The sequence below is a fragment of the Bacteroidota bacterium genome, assembly GCA_013360915.1.
GTDB lineage: Bacteria > Bacteroidota > JABWAT01 > JABWAT01 > JABWAT01 > JABWAT01.
The window spans coordinates 35,410-52,528 of sequence record JABWAT010000003.1; the positions used below are offsets into that span (position 1 = coordinate 35,410).

14 protein-coding genes are annotated in these 17,119 nt (G+C 51.7%); 12 read left to right on the forward strand and 2 right to left on the reverse strand.

What is annotated here, in order from left to right; genetic code table 11:
• Window position 1: 1 nt before the first annotated feature.
• The 8 genes from carB to HUU10_06510 all read left to right on the forward strand — a co-directional run bounded on the left by carB (window position 2) and on the right by HUU10_06510 (window position 7,945).
• On the forward strand, window positions 2-1,786 hold the full coding sequence (carB, locus tag HUU10_06475; GenBank protein ID NUQ81239.1) for a carbamoyl-phosphate synthase large subunit: 1,785 nt from the start codon (window positions 2-4) through the stop codon (window positions 1,784-1,786).
• 65 nt (window positions 1,787-1,851) lie between these two features.
• On the forward strand, window positions 1,852-2,460 hold the full coding sequence (locus HUU10_06480) for a hypothetical protein (protein ID NUQ81240.1): 609 nt from the start codon (window positions 1,852-1,854) through the stop codon (window positions 2,458-2,460).
• A gap of 96 nt (window positions 2,461-2,556) precedes the next feature.
• Window positions 2,557-3,129, forward strand: a complete 573-nt coding sequence (locus HUU10_06485; GenBank protein NUQ81241.1) for a hypothetical protein — start codon at window positions 2,557-2,559, stop codon at window positions 3,127-3,129.
• Between the two features lie 112 nt (window positions 3,130-3,241).
• The gene (locus HUU10_06490; GenBank protein ID NUQ81242.1) at window positions 3,242-3,799 is read left to right on the forward strand and encodes a hypothetical protein; all 558 of its coding nucleotides are present in this window, start codon (window positions 3,242-3,244) and stop codon (window positions 3,797-3,799) included.
• Window positions 3,800-4,024: 225 nt separating this feature from the next.
• Complete coding sequence (locus tag HUU10_06495) at window positions 4,025-4,573, forward strand: hypothetical protein (GenBank protein NUQ81243.1); 549 nt, start codon at window positions 4,025-4,027, stop codon at window positions 4,571-4,573.
• 115 nt (window positions 4,574-4,688) lie between these two features.
• Window positions 4,689-5,477, forward strand: coding sequence for an SDR family oxidoreductase (locus HUU10_06500; GenBank protein ID NUQ81244.1), 789 nt, complete (start codon window positions 4,689-4,691; stop codon window positions 5,475-5,477).
• Between the two features lie 55 nt (window positions 5,478-5,532).
• Window positions 5,533-6,915: a DNA repair protein RadA gene (gene radA, locus HUU10_06505; GenBank protein NUQ81245.1), complete on the forward strand. Its 1,383-nt coding sequence runs from the start codon at window positions 5,533-5,535 to the stop codon at window positions 6,913-6,915.
• A 7-nt stretch (window positions 6,916-6,922) separates the two neighbouring features.
• On the forward strand, window positions 6,923-7,945 hold the full coding sequence (locus HUU10_06510; GenBank protein NUQ81246.1) for a zinc-binding dehydrogenase: 1,023 nt from the start codon (window positions 6,923-6,925) through the stop codon (window positions 7,943-7,945).
• Here the strand turns inward: HUU10_06510 and HUU10_06515 are convergent.
• Both HUU10_06515 and HUU10_06520 read right to left on the reverse strand, forming a co-directional pair.
• Complete coding sequence (locus tag HUU10_06515) at window positions 7,936-10,467, reverse strand: SpoIIE family protein phosphatase (protein ID NUQ81247.1); 2,532 nt, start codon at window positions 10,465-10,467, stop codon at window positions 7,936-7,938. The genes HUU10_06510 and HUU10_06515 overlap by 10 nt on opposite strands.
• Window positions 10,464-13,820 (reverse strand): DUF1939 domain-containing protein, encoded by a 3,357-nt coding sequence (locus HUU10_06520; GenBank protein NUQ81248.1) that lies wholly within the window; start codon window positions 13,818-13,820, stop codon window positions 10,464-10,466. The genes HUU10_06515 and HUU10_06520 overlap by 4 nt, the downstream gene beginning before the upstream one ends.
• Before the next feature lie 318 nt (window positions 13,821-14,138).
• Here HUU10_06520 and HUU10_06525 point away from each other — a divergent pair, with 318 nt between their 5' ends.
• From HUU10_06525 to HUU10_06540, 4 genes are all read left to right on the forward strand, one after another.
• Entirely contained in the window at window positions 14,139-14,555 is a 417-nt protein-coding gene (locus HUU10_06525; protein NUQ81249.1) for an OsmC family protein, read from the forward strand.
• Window positions 14,555-15,736, forward strand: coding sequence for an aminotransferase class I/II-fold pyridoxal phosphate-dependent enzyme (locus tag HUU10_06530; GenBank protein NUQ81250.1), 1,182 nt, complete (start codon window positions 14,555-14,557; stop codon window positions 15,734-15,736). The genes HUU10_06525 and HUU10_06530 overlap by 1 nt, the downstream gene beginning before the upstream one ends.
• A gap of 26 nt (window positions 15,737-15,762) precedes the next feature.
• Window positions 15,763-16,230 (forward strand): DUF4395 domain-containing protein, encoded by a 468-nt coding sequence (locus HUU10_06535; GenBank protein ID NUQ81251.1) that lies wholly within the window; start codon window positions 15,763-15,765, stop codon window positions 16,228-16,230.
• A gap of 217 nt (window positions 16,231-16,447) precedes the next feature.
• On the forward strand, window positions 16,448-16,996 hold the full coding sequence (locus HUU10_06540) for a hypothetical protein (GenBank protein ID NUQ81252.1): 549 nt from the start codon (window positions 16,448-16,450) through the stop codon (window positions 16,994-16,996).
• Window positions 16,997-17,119: the final 123 nt, after the last annotated feature.

Genomic DNA, 17,119 nt, shown 5'->3' on the forward strand with positions numbered 1-17,119 from the left:
CATGATCAGCAAAGACCTTCTTCAGAAAGCCAAGGCCTACGGATTCAGCGACAAGCAGATTGCTGTCCTGACCGGAAAAACCGAACTCGCCATCCGGGATGAACGGAAACAACACGGTATCATCCCCGGTTTCAAGTCGGTGGATACCTGTGCGGCCGAATTTGAGGCGCAGACTCCCTATTTCTATTCGACCTACGATGGAAACAATGAGCCGACCGCCAGTAAGAAAAAGAAGGTGATCATTCTGGGTGGCGGTCCGAACCGGATCGGACAGGGTATCGAGTTTGACTATTGCTGTGTTCACGCCGTCTTCGCCCTGAAGGAAAAAGGGTACGAAGCCATCATGATCAATTGCAACCCTGAAACGGTCTCGACCGATTATGACACCACCGACCGGTTGTACTTCGAGCCTCTCACCTTCGAGGATGTCATGAACATCATCGATTTCGAAAAGCCCGATGGAGTGATTGTAACGTTTGGCGGTCAGACACCGCTGAAACTGGCCCAGCGGCTTTATGATGCCGGAACGCCGATACTTGGGACCACCCCTGCCGGGATTGCGCTTGCGGAAGACCGCCAGCAATTCGGTGACCTGATCGACCGGCTGGGCATTCCTGTTCCAGCCTGGGGTACCGCCTTTTCCTTTGCCGAAGCCTCAGTTATTGCTGAACGGATCGGATATCCCGTTCTGGTGCGGCCTTCCTTCGTTCTTGGCGGACGGGCCATGCAGATTGTCCACTCGACCAATGAACTCGAAAATTACATGAAAATGGCCATCGAGGTCAGCGGTGAGCATCCGGTACTGATCGACCGGTTTCTCGAAAATGCCATCGAGTTCGATGTGGATGCTGTCTGTGATGGAGAAACCGTTTATATCGGCGGAATACTTGAACACATCGAGGAAGCCGGCATTCACTCGGGAGATTCCACTTCGGTACTACCGCCGCAGTTTGCCACTCAGAAACTGGATGTCATCCGGGATTACACCGAACGGATTGCCAAAGCCCTTCAGGTGGTGGGTCCGCTTAACATTCAGTTTGCCCAGCAGGGTGATCAGGTCTTCATTCTTGAAGTGAATCCGCGTGCCAGCCGTACGGTCCCGTTTGTATCGAAATCGACCGGGGTTCCTCTTGCAAAAGTGTCAGCGCGGGTCATGACCGGGGAAAAACTGAAGGACATGAAACTGCCTCCCTTCACCTACCGGGGATATGTGTCGGTGAAATCATCGGTGTTCCCGTTCAGCAAGTTTCCCAATGCCGGTGTGTTTTTAGGACCCGAGATGAGATCAACCGGTGAAGTCATGGGTATTTCGCCCAACTTTGGCGGGGCTTTTGCCAAATCTCAGCTGAGTGCCGGAAACCGGCTTCCCAAAAAAGGAAACGTGTTTATTTCGGTGAACAACCGCGACAAGGGTGACCGGCTTCTGCAGGCCATTGATGGTCTGGCCCGGTTCGGATTCAATCTGAAAGCCACAGCGGGCACCGCCAATTATCTGCGTTCACATGGGTACGAGGTGGAAACGGTTTATAAAGTGAATGAAGGCCGTCCCGACATTGTGGACATGATTAAAAACGGGGAGATTGCCATGGTGATCAATACCCCCCTCGGTGCCTCCTCCCGTTTTGATGAAAACGCCATCGGGTCTGCAGCCATTCTGCACAAAGTGCCGGTGATCACCACCATCAGCGGAGCGCAGGCCGCCGTGAAGGGAATCTACCGGACCCTCGAGGAAAACTGGGTGGTTCGTTCCATTCAGGATTATTACAGGGACTTTCAATCCGTATAAACTGAATTGAAAAAAATCCGGAAAAACTCTACTTTTCGGATGTCCTGAGGTCATTGAGGTTTTCTATGAAACTCCTTTTCCGCTTACTGGTTCTGTTTCCGGCCTTTCTGTATTTATCCTGCACAGAGGAAACCTTACTCAGAGACGATGATGACGTCATCATTACCCGGCAGGATTCCCCGTTACCACTCAGACCCGGGAATGGAATCGCGGTCATGGCCTTATCGGTTCTGTCTCCGGGAAGCGATTCAATTCAGTTTCTGAGCGGGAATTTTTCGTCGTATAACGATCCTGGTTTTAAAGAAATCCACACCGTTTACTCACCCGGAACCTACACGTTTAGTTATAACAGGGAGACCCAGATACCATCCAGTCAGCTGTCCAGGCTGGAACAAATCAGTTTCACACTCAGAAACGTAACGGTAGGGGAACACACTCTGCCCGTCCCAAATTACCAAATCCAATTTGGGGTGTTTATCCGCAACAAGGGCGTTATTCAGACTTATCGATATGCCAGAATTTATTCTGGTTCCACCATAACCATTTACGAGCACAATCAGGCTGAGCGATATATAAAAGCCTCGTTCGAAATCCGCTGCGGTGAGGTATTTCCGGGGGAAACATTACCCCGCCAGTATCACTTGCGCTCAGGTGTATTTAAGCTCTTCTTCTGATAACACACCGGCCTTTCCTGGTCTTACCTCTCAGAAAACTTTTCACTACCTTCAGTCTGGAGCCATAAATGATGGTTTTAGAGCTGGTGGAGAGTGATGCGAACAATCTGTGTTTTTCTCGGCTTACTGGGTATGTTTTTCCTGACGGCCTGCTCTCAGAATCTGTCGCTCGATGACCGGGAGGAAAACGGAACGGTCAGCGGTGTTCCTGCCACCCGTACCGGGGAAGGAACCATGGGAGCCGTTGTGGACGGGAAACGCTGGGTGGCCGGATTCTACTCACCACTTGCCAATTATGCTGCTTCTGCATCATCCACTTCTGCGGGACTGACAGTCACCGGAATCAGAGAGACCATCCTTCAGAATGGAACACAGATCATCGAAACCATCCGGTTGTATGTGAATCCGCAGGGACCGGGCACCTGGCCGATCACCACCGGGGCTGCCTCCTTTAACCGGGTTGAAACGGTTCCGGGATCAAACGGATCTTCTACCAATACAACCTTCCTGGTTCCGGATGGCCAATCAGGTACCCTGACCATTACCCGGTATGATCCTCAGTTGAAGATACTGTCGGGAAGCTTCCAATTTACTGCCTCACATGTTTTCAACGGACAGATCAGCACCATTGACGTGGACCACGGAATTTTTGATGTGATGATCAGATAACCCCGGAAGAAGCCGTCCTTCCCATTTTTATCCACTTGCGAACATCGGGACCAATTCGTACTTTTTTTTGGTCGGAACAAAATCTCTGACTCATCGTATGCCCGGGATACTTATGAAAACACTACACCTTTTCTCAATCCTGTTAATCTGCGTTCCTTTGGTTTCCTGTGACGAAGGGTCTTCATTCGGGTCGTCTGAACCAACCAAGCGAGCCATCGGATCGGGAACCTTCAAGGCCACCATCGGGTCAGAGGCCTGGTCTTCCGAGGCCGGATCTCCCTATATCTACGGCGCACTCGCCAATGACTGGCTGCTCCTCTCGGGTCAATCGGCTGATACAGTCGGTTCAGTGATTACCAAAAAGAAAATTTCCCTGTACATCCGCTTCCCAAAGACCGGAGCCTTAACGGTCGGACCGGAAACCAGTAATGTTTATGCATTGGTGACCATCTCGGAGGGATCTTCCACCCGGTATTATATGTCTGCCAGCACCAATTCAGGAACGATCACACTTACCAAGCTGGATTCCAATATCCGGTCAGCCATCGGGACCTTTTCGATTGTGGTCGTAGCAGATGGCAATCTCAGCGGGGAAAAACTCACCATCACCAATGGGTCTTTCGACATGGCCTTTCAACCCTATGCCAGTAAACTGGCGCCCATTGAATAACCCCTTCTGATGCTTTCTGAGCTCCGGACGCCAATCAGCACCTGAACAAGCCGGATTGCTCCGACCGAAACATAATCCATTTCTCTGAACTTTCCGGTGCCTTCTGACGGATTGGGATTTGATTTACTTCACAAAAACAACAAAGCACATGAAGATCTGTTAATCCTGTTTTTTGTTTTTACCAGACATGAATATCTTTAACCACCTAACCAACCGGAGAGAACTATGAAAAAATTACTTTGGCTTCCAATTTTGTTACTCAGCTTTGGTCTGACATCCTGCGAAGAATCAACCTCCTCGGACGATGACAACGGCGGAGGCGGAGGAACACAAATCGGAGCAGGGGTAGTTTCGGCCAAAATCGGGTCGGAAAGCTGGACATCTAACTCTGGCGCCTCCTATGCCTATGCTGCTTACAACAACGAATGGCTTGTCATTTATGGTCAATCCTACAAGGTCGAAGGGACCACCGTAAAGCAGAAACAGATATCCCTGTCCATCTATCAGCCCAAGACCGGAACTCGCTCCGTTGGGGTTGAAACCGGGACTGTGTATGCCACCTTAACCGTCACCGAAGGATCCAACACGAAAATCTATGTTTCTTATAAGGAAAATTCGGGTACCATCAACATGACCAAATGGGATACTTCCGGAAAAATCGCTTCGGGTACCTTCTCATTTGACGCCACCGAAGGCGGCGATCCGAACGGAACGGTCATCAGCGTAACCAACGGGTCTTTCGACGTCAAATACAATCAGTTCACCAAGAAATAACCTTTCGGAGGCCGGTTCGCCGGCCTCTTTCATTATTCCCCCTTTTCCCGAGAACGGATAGCCTGTTTCCCGTGTTTGATGAATAAACTTCTTCATTAACAGGAATTCATTGCTTATGAACACATCAAAAACAGCCCTGATCACGGGTGCCTCCGGCGGCATCGGGCTTGAACTCGCCCGGGTCCATGCCTCCAAGGGTGACCATCTGGTTCTGGTGGCACGCAGTGCCGACCGTCTTTCGGCCCTTAAATCGGAACTTGAACAAAGATGGAAGGTCAGGGTGACCTTTTTTGCAACCGATCTGTCTTTACCAGATGCGGCCCGGACGATTTATAATGAACTAAAAAATCAATCCATTTCTGTTGATTATCTGATCAACAATGCCGGTTTTGGAGAGTTTGGGTTTTTCCATGAAACCAATTGGGAACGGGAGGAAAAGATGATTCAGCTGAACATCACCACACTCACCCAGTTCACCAAGCTATTTTTAAAAGACATGGTGGCCCGCGGATCGGGACGGATTATGAATGTGGCCTCCACAGCTGCGTTTCAGCCGGGACCGACCATGGCGGTGTATTATGCCACCAAGGCCTATGTGCTCCACTTTTCAGAGGCGGTGAATAATGAGGTCCGCGACAAGGGAGTAACCGTCACTGCGCTCTGCCCGGGTCCGACAGAAAGCGGGTTCCAGGAGGCAGCCTCATTGAAGGGAAGCCGTCTGGTCAGCCTGCGTCGGTTTCCATCGTCGGAATCGGTTGCAAAGTATGGTTATAAAGCCATGATGAAAGGCAAAGCCGTTGCCATACATGGCGGACTGAATGTCCTGCTTACCTTCACGGTCCGGTTAACTCCGCGCTGGCTGATTGTCAGGCTGATCCGTTTTGTACAAGGCAAATCCACCTGAGCTCCGGACCCTGGCTTTTCCTTTGCTTTCATAAACGATTTCGCCATTTTCGGTCATGGCCCGTTTAATCTCTCAATATGTCTGTCAGTCCTGTGGGTCGGTGACCCCGAAATGGATGGGAAAATGCCCCGATTGCGGGGAATGGAACACCCTGCTTGAAGAGGTGGTCGAATCCGGCACGAAGAAGAAAACCGATTCCGCTCACCTTCATCGCCAGCCAGCCACTGCATCGGGTGGCCCGCAGCCACTGAAGTCCATCCGGTCGGTGGAAGGTGATCGCGTCCAAACCCATTTCGCCGAGTTTAACCGCGTCATGGGCGGCGGCATCATGTCGGGAAGCCTCAATCTCATCGGAGGCGATCCCGGAATCGGTAAATCCACTCTAATGATGCAAATGACCGGCTCCCTTCCCGGGGGCACAGGTCCGGTGTTGTATGTATCTGCTGAAGAGTCGGTTTTTCAGATCAAAAACCGTGCTGAACGGCTTGGTGTTGATCCCGACAACCTGTTTTTACTGGCCGAAACCAACTTGTCCCAGATTCTGGATCAATGCCGCAAACTGAATCCCGCCCTTCTGATCATCGATTCCATTCAAACTGTTTACCTGCCCGATCTGGCCAGTGCACCGGGGAGTGTTTCACAGGTGCGGGAGTGTGCTGCTGCCATCCTGACCATGGCCAAATCGGCAGGAATCACCACGTTTCTGACGGGTCATGTCACCAAGGATGGAAATCTGGCCGGACCCCGGGTACTCGAACATCTGGTCGATACGGTCCTCCAGTTCGAAGGAGACCGGAACCATCAGTTCCGGATTCTGCGTGCCCTTAAAAACCGGTATGGAAGCACCAATGAAATCGGGGTGTTTGATATGGGTCCCCGCGGTCTCACCGAAATACCCAATCCGGCCTCCTGGTTTATCTCGGAATTCAGCCGGGGAATTCCCGGGTCGGTTATCGGTGTGACCATGGAAGGCACGCGACCTCTTCTTGTGGAAATTCAATCATTGGTTACCCCCTGCAATTATGGCTTTGCGCAGCGAAACGCCAACGGTCTCGATTCCCGCCGGCTGACGATGCTGATTGCAGTCCTTGAAAAACGTCTGGGCATTCCGCTTGGAACCCAGGATATCTTCCTGAATGTGGCCAGCGGATTCCGTCTGGAAGATCCCGGTGTTGATCTGGCCGTCTGTGCAGCCATCCTGTCCTCGTTCCGCGAGTGGCCGGTGGCGCGTCAGGTCTGTCTGATTGGGGAAGTCGGTCTGGGCGGAGAGATACGGCCGGTGGCGAATCTGGATCAGCGTCTTCAGGAGGCGAGAAAGCTGGGATTCAGGCATTTGCTCACTTCACCGGGCCACTCACAAACCGAGGGTGTGGTAACCATTCATTCCATCAACGATTTATACCAGTCGCTGGATGGTTTCCTGGAACCCCTGATCTGAGAGGAATATGAAACAGATTGTCATTTCCGCTCCCGGAGGCCCCGAAGTCATTCAGTTGACGGATGCACCGGTTCCGCTTGCGGGTCCGGGTGAGGTCATGATTAAAGTCAAAGCCTCTTCCATCAATCATCTCGATATCTGGGTCCGGAAAGGCCTTCCCAGAACTCCATACCCGATTGTCCCGGGATGTGATGCTGCTGGTGTGGTGGAGGCAGTGGGTCCGGGAATCACTCATTTCAAATCGGGGGATCGTGTTTTCATTTCTCCCGGGACCAGTTGCGGCGTCTGTGAGTCCTGCAGGAACGGGATGGACAACTACTGCCGGCAGTACCACATCAGGGGAGAATCCACCCAGGGTGCTCACCGGGAGTATCTGACCGCACCGGTTCAGGATGTCTATCCGCTTCCCGACACCGTCTCTTTCGAGGAAGCAGCGGCTGCCACGCTGACCTATCTGACCGCTTGGCAAATGCTGGTCAGAAAGGGCCAGATTCAACCGGGTCAAACCTTGTTTGTCTGGGGAGCCGGGTCGGGAGTGGGAACGGCCGCCATCCAGCTGGCGAAACTCTACGGGGCCCGGGTGCTTGCAGTTGCTGCAACCGACGGGAAACGACAACGCGCTCTGGGCATTGGCGCCGATGCCGTTTATGATTCACGGGCCAGCGATATCGTTCAATGGGTAAAATCCCAGACCGGTAAATCGGGCGTGGATCTGGTTTTTGAACACACGGGAAAAATCACCCTTCCCGACAGCATTGCCATGACCCGATATGGCGGGACCATCGTTACCTGTGGAGCCACAACGGGATGGGATGCCGCAATCGATCTGAGACACATTTTCTTTCGCCAGCTTTCTCTGCTCGGTTCCACCATGGGTCCCAAGGCCGTCCTTCCCGACCTTGTTCAGCTCATCGCCGAACGGAAACTGAATCCGTGCATCGATTCAATTTACCCGCTGAGTCAGGTTCGCGAGGCCCAGGAACGAGCCGATTCCGGCCAGCAATTCGGGAAAGTGGTGATTCAGATCTGAGGGGACGGGCCAATTCTGAATACCACCATGGTGCAGTCATCACCCGGCGGATGACCTTCGCAATGACTGCTCAGGGCACCAATAATCCGTAGACAAAGATCCGATGCCGACAGTTGCCGCGTCGCCTCGCGGTGAAGCACCGATTCCACTCCCTGCAATCCAAACTCGGGTCCGTTCAGGGGTGCCGCATCGGTAATCCCATCGGAAACCAGAACCCAGTAATCACCCGGTTCGGCTGGTTCTGACAATGTTTCCAGCAATTCTTCAAACCGATCGGATCCGGCCATTCCAAGCGCCAGTCCCGACGGAATGTAGCGGTGAATGGTCTGATCGGATGCTTTCCAGCGCAGAATAGGTAAATGACCTGCTCTGCAGGCCTCTATCTGACCGGTGGATGGTTTATACTGAAGCGCTGCCAGTGTGATGAAGGATTTGCGGTTATCGGTAAAGGACAGCCGGTTGGCCTGGCAGAACAGGTCCTTCAGTGACAAGCCCGGCAGAGATACCGAGGCTGACAGAATTCCCTGGAGCCGGGTCATGATCAGACCAGCAGACACCCCTTTTCCAGCCACATCACCGAGCAAACCGATCAGGGAGTCGTTTTCAGGAACTGGTCTCAGGAAGTCATAATAATCACCGCCAACGGTACTGGCAGGCAGATAAAAACCGGCTACATCCAGACCAGGAACCACGGGAACGTGGTCGGGTAAAAGTGCCTGCTGAATATCCCGTGCCAGATCCAGTTCCCGCCTGAGCTGTTCACCCTGTATGGTTTCCTCGGTCAACCGTGCGTTTTCAATGGCCACAGCAGCAGTCCGGCCCAGCGATTCAGCAAACTCGATGTCAGCTGCATTCAGCCAGGCTTCCGAGCGTTTCTCTCCCAATGCGGCCAATCCAATCAACCGGTCTTTTACAATCAGGGGAACCAATAAATGTACCGACGAGGGGAACCATTGCCTGCCACCGGCCACCTGAACGGGAGCGACAGGGTGGCGGATGGGTTCCCTGCCAACCAGCAAATCATTGGGACTGAGCATCCCGGCAGGGATATCAGCTGACTGACCGCTTTTTGCTGCCAGCTGAAGCAGATCACCCCGAAGAATGTAAAGGCAGGCCGATTTTACCCTGAGAACATTTACATAATCTTCGGTCACAATCGAAGCCAGCCTGTCCACCTGCAACTGACCGGTAATCCGAGCCGAAAAGTCGTTAAATGCCTGGTTATAATTGATTTCATCTTTAAAAAACCAGCGGGCCATCTGCCCCCTGATCAGCTTTCCCGCCCACCAGACCACCAGGAAAATGACCACACCGCCCAGAATGAAAAATGGTCTTTCCGAAAAACCAGGTCTCGGCTGCGGATCAAACCGGATTTCCAACGTGGTAGGGGACCATCTGAAGGACATTCCATTCAGCTCAACATTGGTCACGAGATGTGCCAGCGTATAAAAACCAATAATCAGCCCGATCACGATGACCGTCATTAAAAGATAGTACTGGATGTTCCTCCGAAGAATCCGGTCAATACCAAACACACGTCCGCGAACAATGAGAATGGCGTATGTTAAGGGTACTGCAGCAGTCAGGAACAAGGCAAAAAAGACCGGTGCCCCAAACGGACCGCCCGCCAGAAAAATAAATGTCAGAACCAGTCCGAAGAGTGACCAGGCCACGGCCATCATCCGGCTGGTGAATTTGTCCATTGCCGTCGCAGAAAGGACCGAATTAAACACAATGTAGCTGATCACCACGGCCACAAAGAGGATTCTGACTGTCAGATCCACCGACTGAAAGCTGAACAGGATCATGCTGATTACCGATAACGAGATTCCGATCAGGTAATTGATCCGGTGAACACGCTTGAATTTTTTATCAGGAACCATCCACAGTTCAGCATGAACCAGCATGGGCAATCCGGTGAAAAGCAGGACGATGGACCACTGTCCCGGCAGAGGAGTATTCAGGGTAAAAGCGGCGCTGATCGAAAAAGAAAGGAGGATAAAACCCCCCGAAAACAACACAGCTCCCAAATGCGCAGGTGCCTGATAAATCACAAACAGACCAACCATCAGACAAAGGACAAACGTGATGGATACCGCCACCAGCTGAATGGGAATGCCGAAACTGACCGCCTTTACATACAAAGTCATCGGGATTCCATTACGGAGTACCCCATACTCCATAACGGTTCCTGGTGGATTTGATTTGAGGATCCGGTCTGCTTCCTGGGAGTTTCTGAAGGTTTTTCCGTTGATGCTCACAAGAACATCGCCCACCTTCATGCCGGCACGGTCACTGGCTCCGTTTTTAAATACAGCAATGACCACCACCCGGCCTTTGTCATCGCGGAAGAGATTTTCGTCGGTGCCGGTCTGGGCAATATTCCCAACCTCCAGTCCAAGCATGTTGAAAAGGAAAAAGGCCAGAACCGACAGCAGCACCGGAAAGAACCAACGGAACCTGCCGGTCAGCCAGGAGAACCAGGCAGGTGTCTGCATCGGTTCATCTGCAAGCGATCTCACTTAACAAACACCACTTTCTGTACCAGTGAACGGTTTCCGGCAGTGACTCTGATCCAGTACAACCCTGAGGACAATCCATCACCGGGAATGGTCATGGATGACCACCCGGCAGGCACTACTCCCGCATCGCGTTGCCAGACCACCCGCCCAAGAACATCGGTTAATGAGACGGTCACCTGCGAGGCCATTGGCAGACCGATTGGCAACACCGTTGCCGGATTGAACGGATTCGGGTAAGCGGGTTTCAGCATAAACTGCGTGGGGCGGCTATCCTCATCAGCGGATACCCAGGCTGTCACTGTTAATTCGATCGGAATTCTCACTTCCGGATTATTTTCTGAGTTGTTCACAATGACCAGCGTATCGTAGATGACGGGATAAGATCCTCCCACTTTTTCGACCTGAGAGGCATCGGCAGTCAGAGTCAGTTCAAGATTTCCGCCAAAGGGAATTTCGGCCGGGAATGCCGGTTCGACTGAGAAGGCCGGATGGGTAAGGGTGGCGGATGAAATCACCATCTTGTTCCGACCCGCCTCAGAAATAATCAGCTTGCGCTCACGAATGGTTGTTTCGGGTATTTCAATCAACAATGAATCCTTGTTTACCGAAATCAACGGTCCGGAAGTGAAGACGCAATCATCATCAAACTCACCAGTTTCAATATCAATCGGGCATGAACGATACGGTCCCCCGGCGAGTGTCGAGAAATCCGGATTGAATCCCAGATTTTTATAGGTATCGGCCGTGCCGACCACAAAGCCAGGGACAGACACATTTGAGAAATAGGCATTGGCCGACAGGATGAAAGCAAAGGCAGAAACCAGCCCCGGATCGGACGGACCCAAAACCGATCGACTGATGGCGATCTCAACCCCCTTCTTTTTTACACCTGCATTGTTAAAGGCATAACGGAAGGACCGATCGGGGATGGAGGCATGTGCTACGGGACCCGCAACAGCCACCGATCCATCAAGCGGAGCCCCATTGGCAGCCAGCGCCAGAATGCCGCCAACCGGGGTGTTGGTTCCCTGATAGCTTGCGAACGTAATCACCGCCTTTTGTGAGACGGCCAGAATGGAAAAGGCCAGGTCGGTTTCCATGTCCATCTTATATTTTTCGGAAGTGGCAGACAGAGTTGAATCACCCACTTGCAAAAAATGGCCGGCCCCTTTCACGTTGCCGATCTGGGTTCCTGCCGGCGCGCCCTCCCAGGCCTCTGTATTCAGAATCAGCCCCATTCCATCTCCGTTTGGATTGGATGGATCCAACACTCCTTCTATGCCGATATAGAGAGAATCATCCGTCCAGCCGAGATACAGGGCCCTCACATCTTTCCCAGGACCAAAGCCAGCGTTTTCATTCTGTTTATTGGCTATCAACCGGTACCAGGGCTCAGAGAAATCGCCATCCACCGTGAAGGATGCAATAACAGGACGCTTTTCGATGGTAAATGGCACTTCCATCAGGTTGTCCGCGGGCTGAGCATCTCCCGCAACAGTTACCGAAACCACGGCTGTATAACTTCCTTCGGTCAGCCCCTTGACGGCAGAAAACCGCACAGACCGGAAATCCTCACCAGGCACCTTGCTCAGCACAACCTGCTCCTGCCGGACCTGAGTACCTGATTTTTTAATCGTCAGGGTGACGGGCAGATTGGTGGCTGTAAAAGTCCCCTGGTTTTCAATGCGTGCAGACACCAAAACGGAATCATCTTCGAAAAAGGACTTATTCAATCCCTCCACCGATAACACAGCCGCGTCGGTCACAAAGGGTTTTTCAAAGTCGGTGGGCACCCAGATGTGGTAACTGTTGGCCTTGGTCTTGATCAGCACGCGGTTGTCATTATAGACCTGCAGGGTATCGGATGAATTTCCGGTAATATCATAAAGCTTTTTATTACCCCAGTCAAAGGCGGTAACCCATACTTCAATCGGCCATTGGCTTGAATTATTCATGGCGAAAATGACACCGGTTTTCCCGCCGATTCCATATCGCCGCATCACATACACCCGTTTGGGATCTTCTGTTGAATTCCCCGGCCAGTAAACATCGTTGCGTGCCGTCAGAATTTCATGCGAACCCGATACATAGGTTTTGCGGATGGCCATGAGTTTATTGATTTCATCCCGCAGACCATACCAGTAATAGTCCCTCCACCAGACACAGGCGTAACCCGGATGAGTGAGCAGGTGTGAGTAAATCATGGGTTTGTGACCAATCACCGGTGAATGTCCGTCTCCGGTCGGATTTCCCTGATAGTCCAGACGGTCGAAATCGTGGTTATCGACAAAAGTCACGACTCTGGTTCCCGATACACCCTGATTAACCAGGCCCCGGCCATTCAGATTTCTGACATCATAATTGTGTCCTGCATCGGACCACTCCTTATATCCGAACCTCAGATTAAAATCAAAAACCGATGCAGAGGCCTGTGAACCGGTCATTTTACTCAACCAATCTTTCAGCCGGCCTGCATCGCCATCATACAATTCGCCCACCGAAAATTTGCCCTTCATGGATCCATAATCCAGCCATTTCTTCAGGTAGTCCCAGTGAATTCCCTTTACGAAATCGAACCGGTAGCCATCCAGTCCAAGCCGTTGGGTCAGCCAATCTCCCCAGACCATCAGACTGTCACCCATCGGAAGCGGATTTCCGTGCCAGTCGTGAAGGGCATTGTCATACGCAAACGTGTTCCGGTAAAACTCGAAATAACCCCACTGAGACCCGAAAAAGTCGAAGGTATTATCCGGATTGATGGATCCGTTCGGAAACACATACTGGGCCCCCTGCCCCTTCTGACTGGAAACCCGTCCCGAGCCATTGCTCAGCGGAAAGGCGGTGAAGGTGACCCGCTGTGGCGGATTCAGGGTGCTATCCATGAAGGAATACAACGATCCGTCCCATCCGGCCGGATAGTAATTGATATAGGGATTGATTTCTGAACTTCCTCCCGACCGGTGGTTCAGTACGATGTCTGCATACACTTCAACGCCATTTTCATGCAGTCGGTCTACCGCATTTTTTAGCTGGGTGTAGCTCCCGTACCGGGTTGGTATGTAGGCCCCGAATCCCGAGGTCTGATCACCTCCGCGGGAATCAAATTCACCCAGGTCATAATAATCGTAAGGAGTGTAACCCACATCGGCACTGCCGGCATTTCCCTTGCTTAAGGGAGGTAACCAAACCGATTTGATGCCGGCCCGGGCCATTTGCGGAGCGCGCAAGGCTAGGGAGTCATACCAGGTTCCGCCGGGATAGGTATTCCAGTAGAAACCCTGCAACATGGTCGGATCCTGTGCAAATACAGGTGAGGCGATCAGTAAACTGATCAGTAGCGATTTGATCTTCATGGGAATTACCCTCTTCATCAGGCTGTTTAAGTTAATAATAGGAAACACCATTGTCTATAAAAACAAGACTCTGCCTTATTTCCGGTCCGTTTTGTTTATCAACGGAAGAATACCGACCCGGCCAAAGAAGACTTCATGCGTTCCTGTTCCGACCGGACAAAAGGTGGTGTCGGTGTTAAATGTCAGTGTATTATTCGGTCGGAAGCCCTTCCTTCTGCCGTAACAACGAATGAATGGTTCCTGTTTTTCGTTGACACCAAACTATCTTCGGACCTATTTTTGTATCACCATAGCGGATTTCCGCCAGAAAGAGACCAGATGAACATTACCCTGAAACGATTGAATGACCATTACCTGATGGAGGCAACCAATGAAACCGGTAACTCCATCCAGATGGATGCCGGACCGGGAATCGGTGGACAGGGTCTGGCTCCGCGACCGATGGAAGTGATGATCATGGCCATGGGCGGTTGCAGCACCATCGACATTGTCAGCATTCTGAAAAAAGGCCGTCAGCCGGTCGGTCAGGTGGAAGTCCGGTTAAATGCTGAAAGGGAAGCGGGCAAGGAACCGTCTCTTTTTCAAACCATTCACGCACATTATGTCATTCATGGGGCCGTGGATCCGGCTCAGGCAAAGCGTGCGGTGGACCTGTCACTGGAAAAATATTGTTCGGTGGCCAAGACTCTCGAGAAAACGGCCACAATCACCTGGTCCTTCGAAGTGGTAGCCTGATGAAACCACATTTTGAAACACGCGCCATCCGGCAGCAGACAGAACGCAGCTCCAACCGGGAACATTCAGTACCCGTTTACATGACCTCCTCGTTTGTGTTTGAAGATGCCGAACAAGCACGTGCGCTGTTTGCTGAAGAAGTTCAGGGAAACATTTATACGCGTTTTTCTAATCCGAATAACACCGAACTGATTTCAAAAATCTGCGAACTGGAACAGGCCGAGGACGGTTTGGCTGTGGCCTCGGGTATGTCGGCCATATTCACCACTCTCGGCGCTCTCCTGAAGCAGGGAGACCATATTCTGGCCTCAAAAGCCCTGTTCGGTTCCTCTCATCAGATTCTGAATCAGCTGCTTCCCAAATGGGGAATAACCACCACGTATGTGTCGCTGACCGAACCGGACAGCTGGTCTGCAGCCCTGACCCCTTCCAGCCGGCTGTTTCTTGTGGAAACGCCATCGAATCCCGGACTTGAACTGGTCGATCTGGAAAAACTCGCCACCTTCTGCAAATCCAATGCGCTGATCTCGGTGGTGGATAATTGCTTTGCAACACCATACCTGCAGCAACCGATTACCCTTGGAATTGATCTGGTCACCCATTCTGCCACCAAATTCATTGATGGTCAGGGACGTGCCATTGGCGGTCTGATTGCCGGAAGAGCCGATCTTATGAAAGACATCCGGTTCTTTGCCAGGCACACAGGGCCTTCCCTGTCTCCCTTTAATGCGTGGTTGTTTTCGAAAAGTCTCGAGACCCTGGCCATCAGAATGGACCGTCATTGCCAGTCGGCCATGACCATTGCCCGGCAACTCGAATTGGACCGGTCTGTTGAGCGTGTGATCTATCCCTTTCTCGATTCGCACCCCCAGAGCGACCTGGCCAGACGGCAGATGAAACTCGGGGGCGGAATTGTTTCTTTCATTCTCCGGGGCGGCTTACCAGCCGGACAGCAGTTTCTGAATCATCTGAAGATGATATCCCATACTGCCAATCTGGGTGATACACGAACCACCGCCACCCATCCGGCCTCCACCACTCATTCCAAACTTTCAGAAGCCGACCGTCTGGCCGTGGGCATTACTCCCGGTCTCATCAGAATTTCGGTCGGACTTGAACACCCGGATGATATTGCCGCTGATCTGTTTCAGGCACTCGGATCAATTGATCCATCATTATAAAACGCACACTCATTTGAGAGGTTATCATGGCTCCTTCCTGCCCAGTCGATCTTAAAACAGTCAATCAGACGGTGGTCCGCCTGAACGCACTCCAGATTTCAGTGATTACCATCGCCGGCCTGATTTCCGGGTGGTACGCACTTTTTCTTTTTCTTGCTGCCGATTTCGCCCTCCGCATTTCCGGTTGGAATCAGTGGTCTCCCGTGAGGTGGATCAGCTATCAGCTGGTTAACCGGCTTCAATTGCCCGACCAACCCGTGGACCGGGCCCCCAAACGGTTTGCCGCTTCGGTTGGCCTGCTCTTCTCGATCAGCATCGGTCTGACTGGTCTGGCTGGCTTGGAATGGACGGCTCTGGTACTTGGAATAGTCCTTTTGGTCTGTGCCTTGCTGGAAGCGCTTGTCAATTTTTGTGTGGGCTGCTGGGTCTATATGATGCTTATCCGGCTGCGTTTGATCCGGAATGTCACCAATCGGTCACCGGAGCCTGCCTGAGCTCTGAAGGGGTCTTCTGATGACCCGCTTTTTTTCTTTTGCCAAACCCGCGATCCCGGTTTTCTAAGTGAGGTTTTTCTTTCTCGGTGCATGTAAATTCTTATTAAAACGCGATAACAGCCATGCTTGTCCGTTTTTGTGATTTATCTAACACCGGAGTGGAATTGTAAAAAGAATTTTGTATTTTCGCGTACCGGGTCGAACTATGTGGTGAAATATGAAATATTTTTTAAGAATTCTTCCGATCTGTCTGGCCTTTGCCGGATGTGATTACGACATCGAAAAGTCCATTGCCGAATTGCAGGAGCAGAACGTCCGGTTTTATCCAACGATTATCCGGTCAGACAACCAGTTGCTGGTCGACAATACTTCTGCAAAGAGCCATATTGAAACCCTTCGGGAAAAGTACAAAATCTACGCAGTTCTTGATCAATCTTACTGGACCTGGGATGTTATGCCCGAGGCCAATCAGGAACAGACCTTTGCTGCCGGCAAGAAATTTCTTTCCAGTGTGATTAAAGCCGATAACATCGGTGAAGGACAAGCCGTCCTGCTCGAAATCCTGGTTAAATCCCATGATCACAAGGTAAAGGTTAACGGGATTAACGTGTACCGTATTAACAAGGACGGCTCCGATGCCGGATCAGTGGCCCTGTCTCCCAAGCACCCGCTTCTGAGCACCGCCAACCTGGTCGAACCAACCGACACTCCCGAATCGCGCAAGCGACTCGCTGTTAAAGCGGTTGATCTGCTTTTCAGCCTTTAACCACAGCCCCTTTTTAAAACAGAAGCCGGAAGCAGCCCTTCCGGCTTTTTTATTTTCTCCAAATCGGATGGAGGATCAGGTCTCCTTTTTGAATAAAATCGCCCCGATCAATACCTTTGCAGG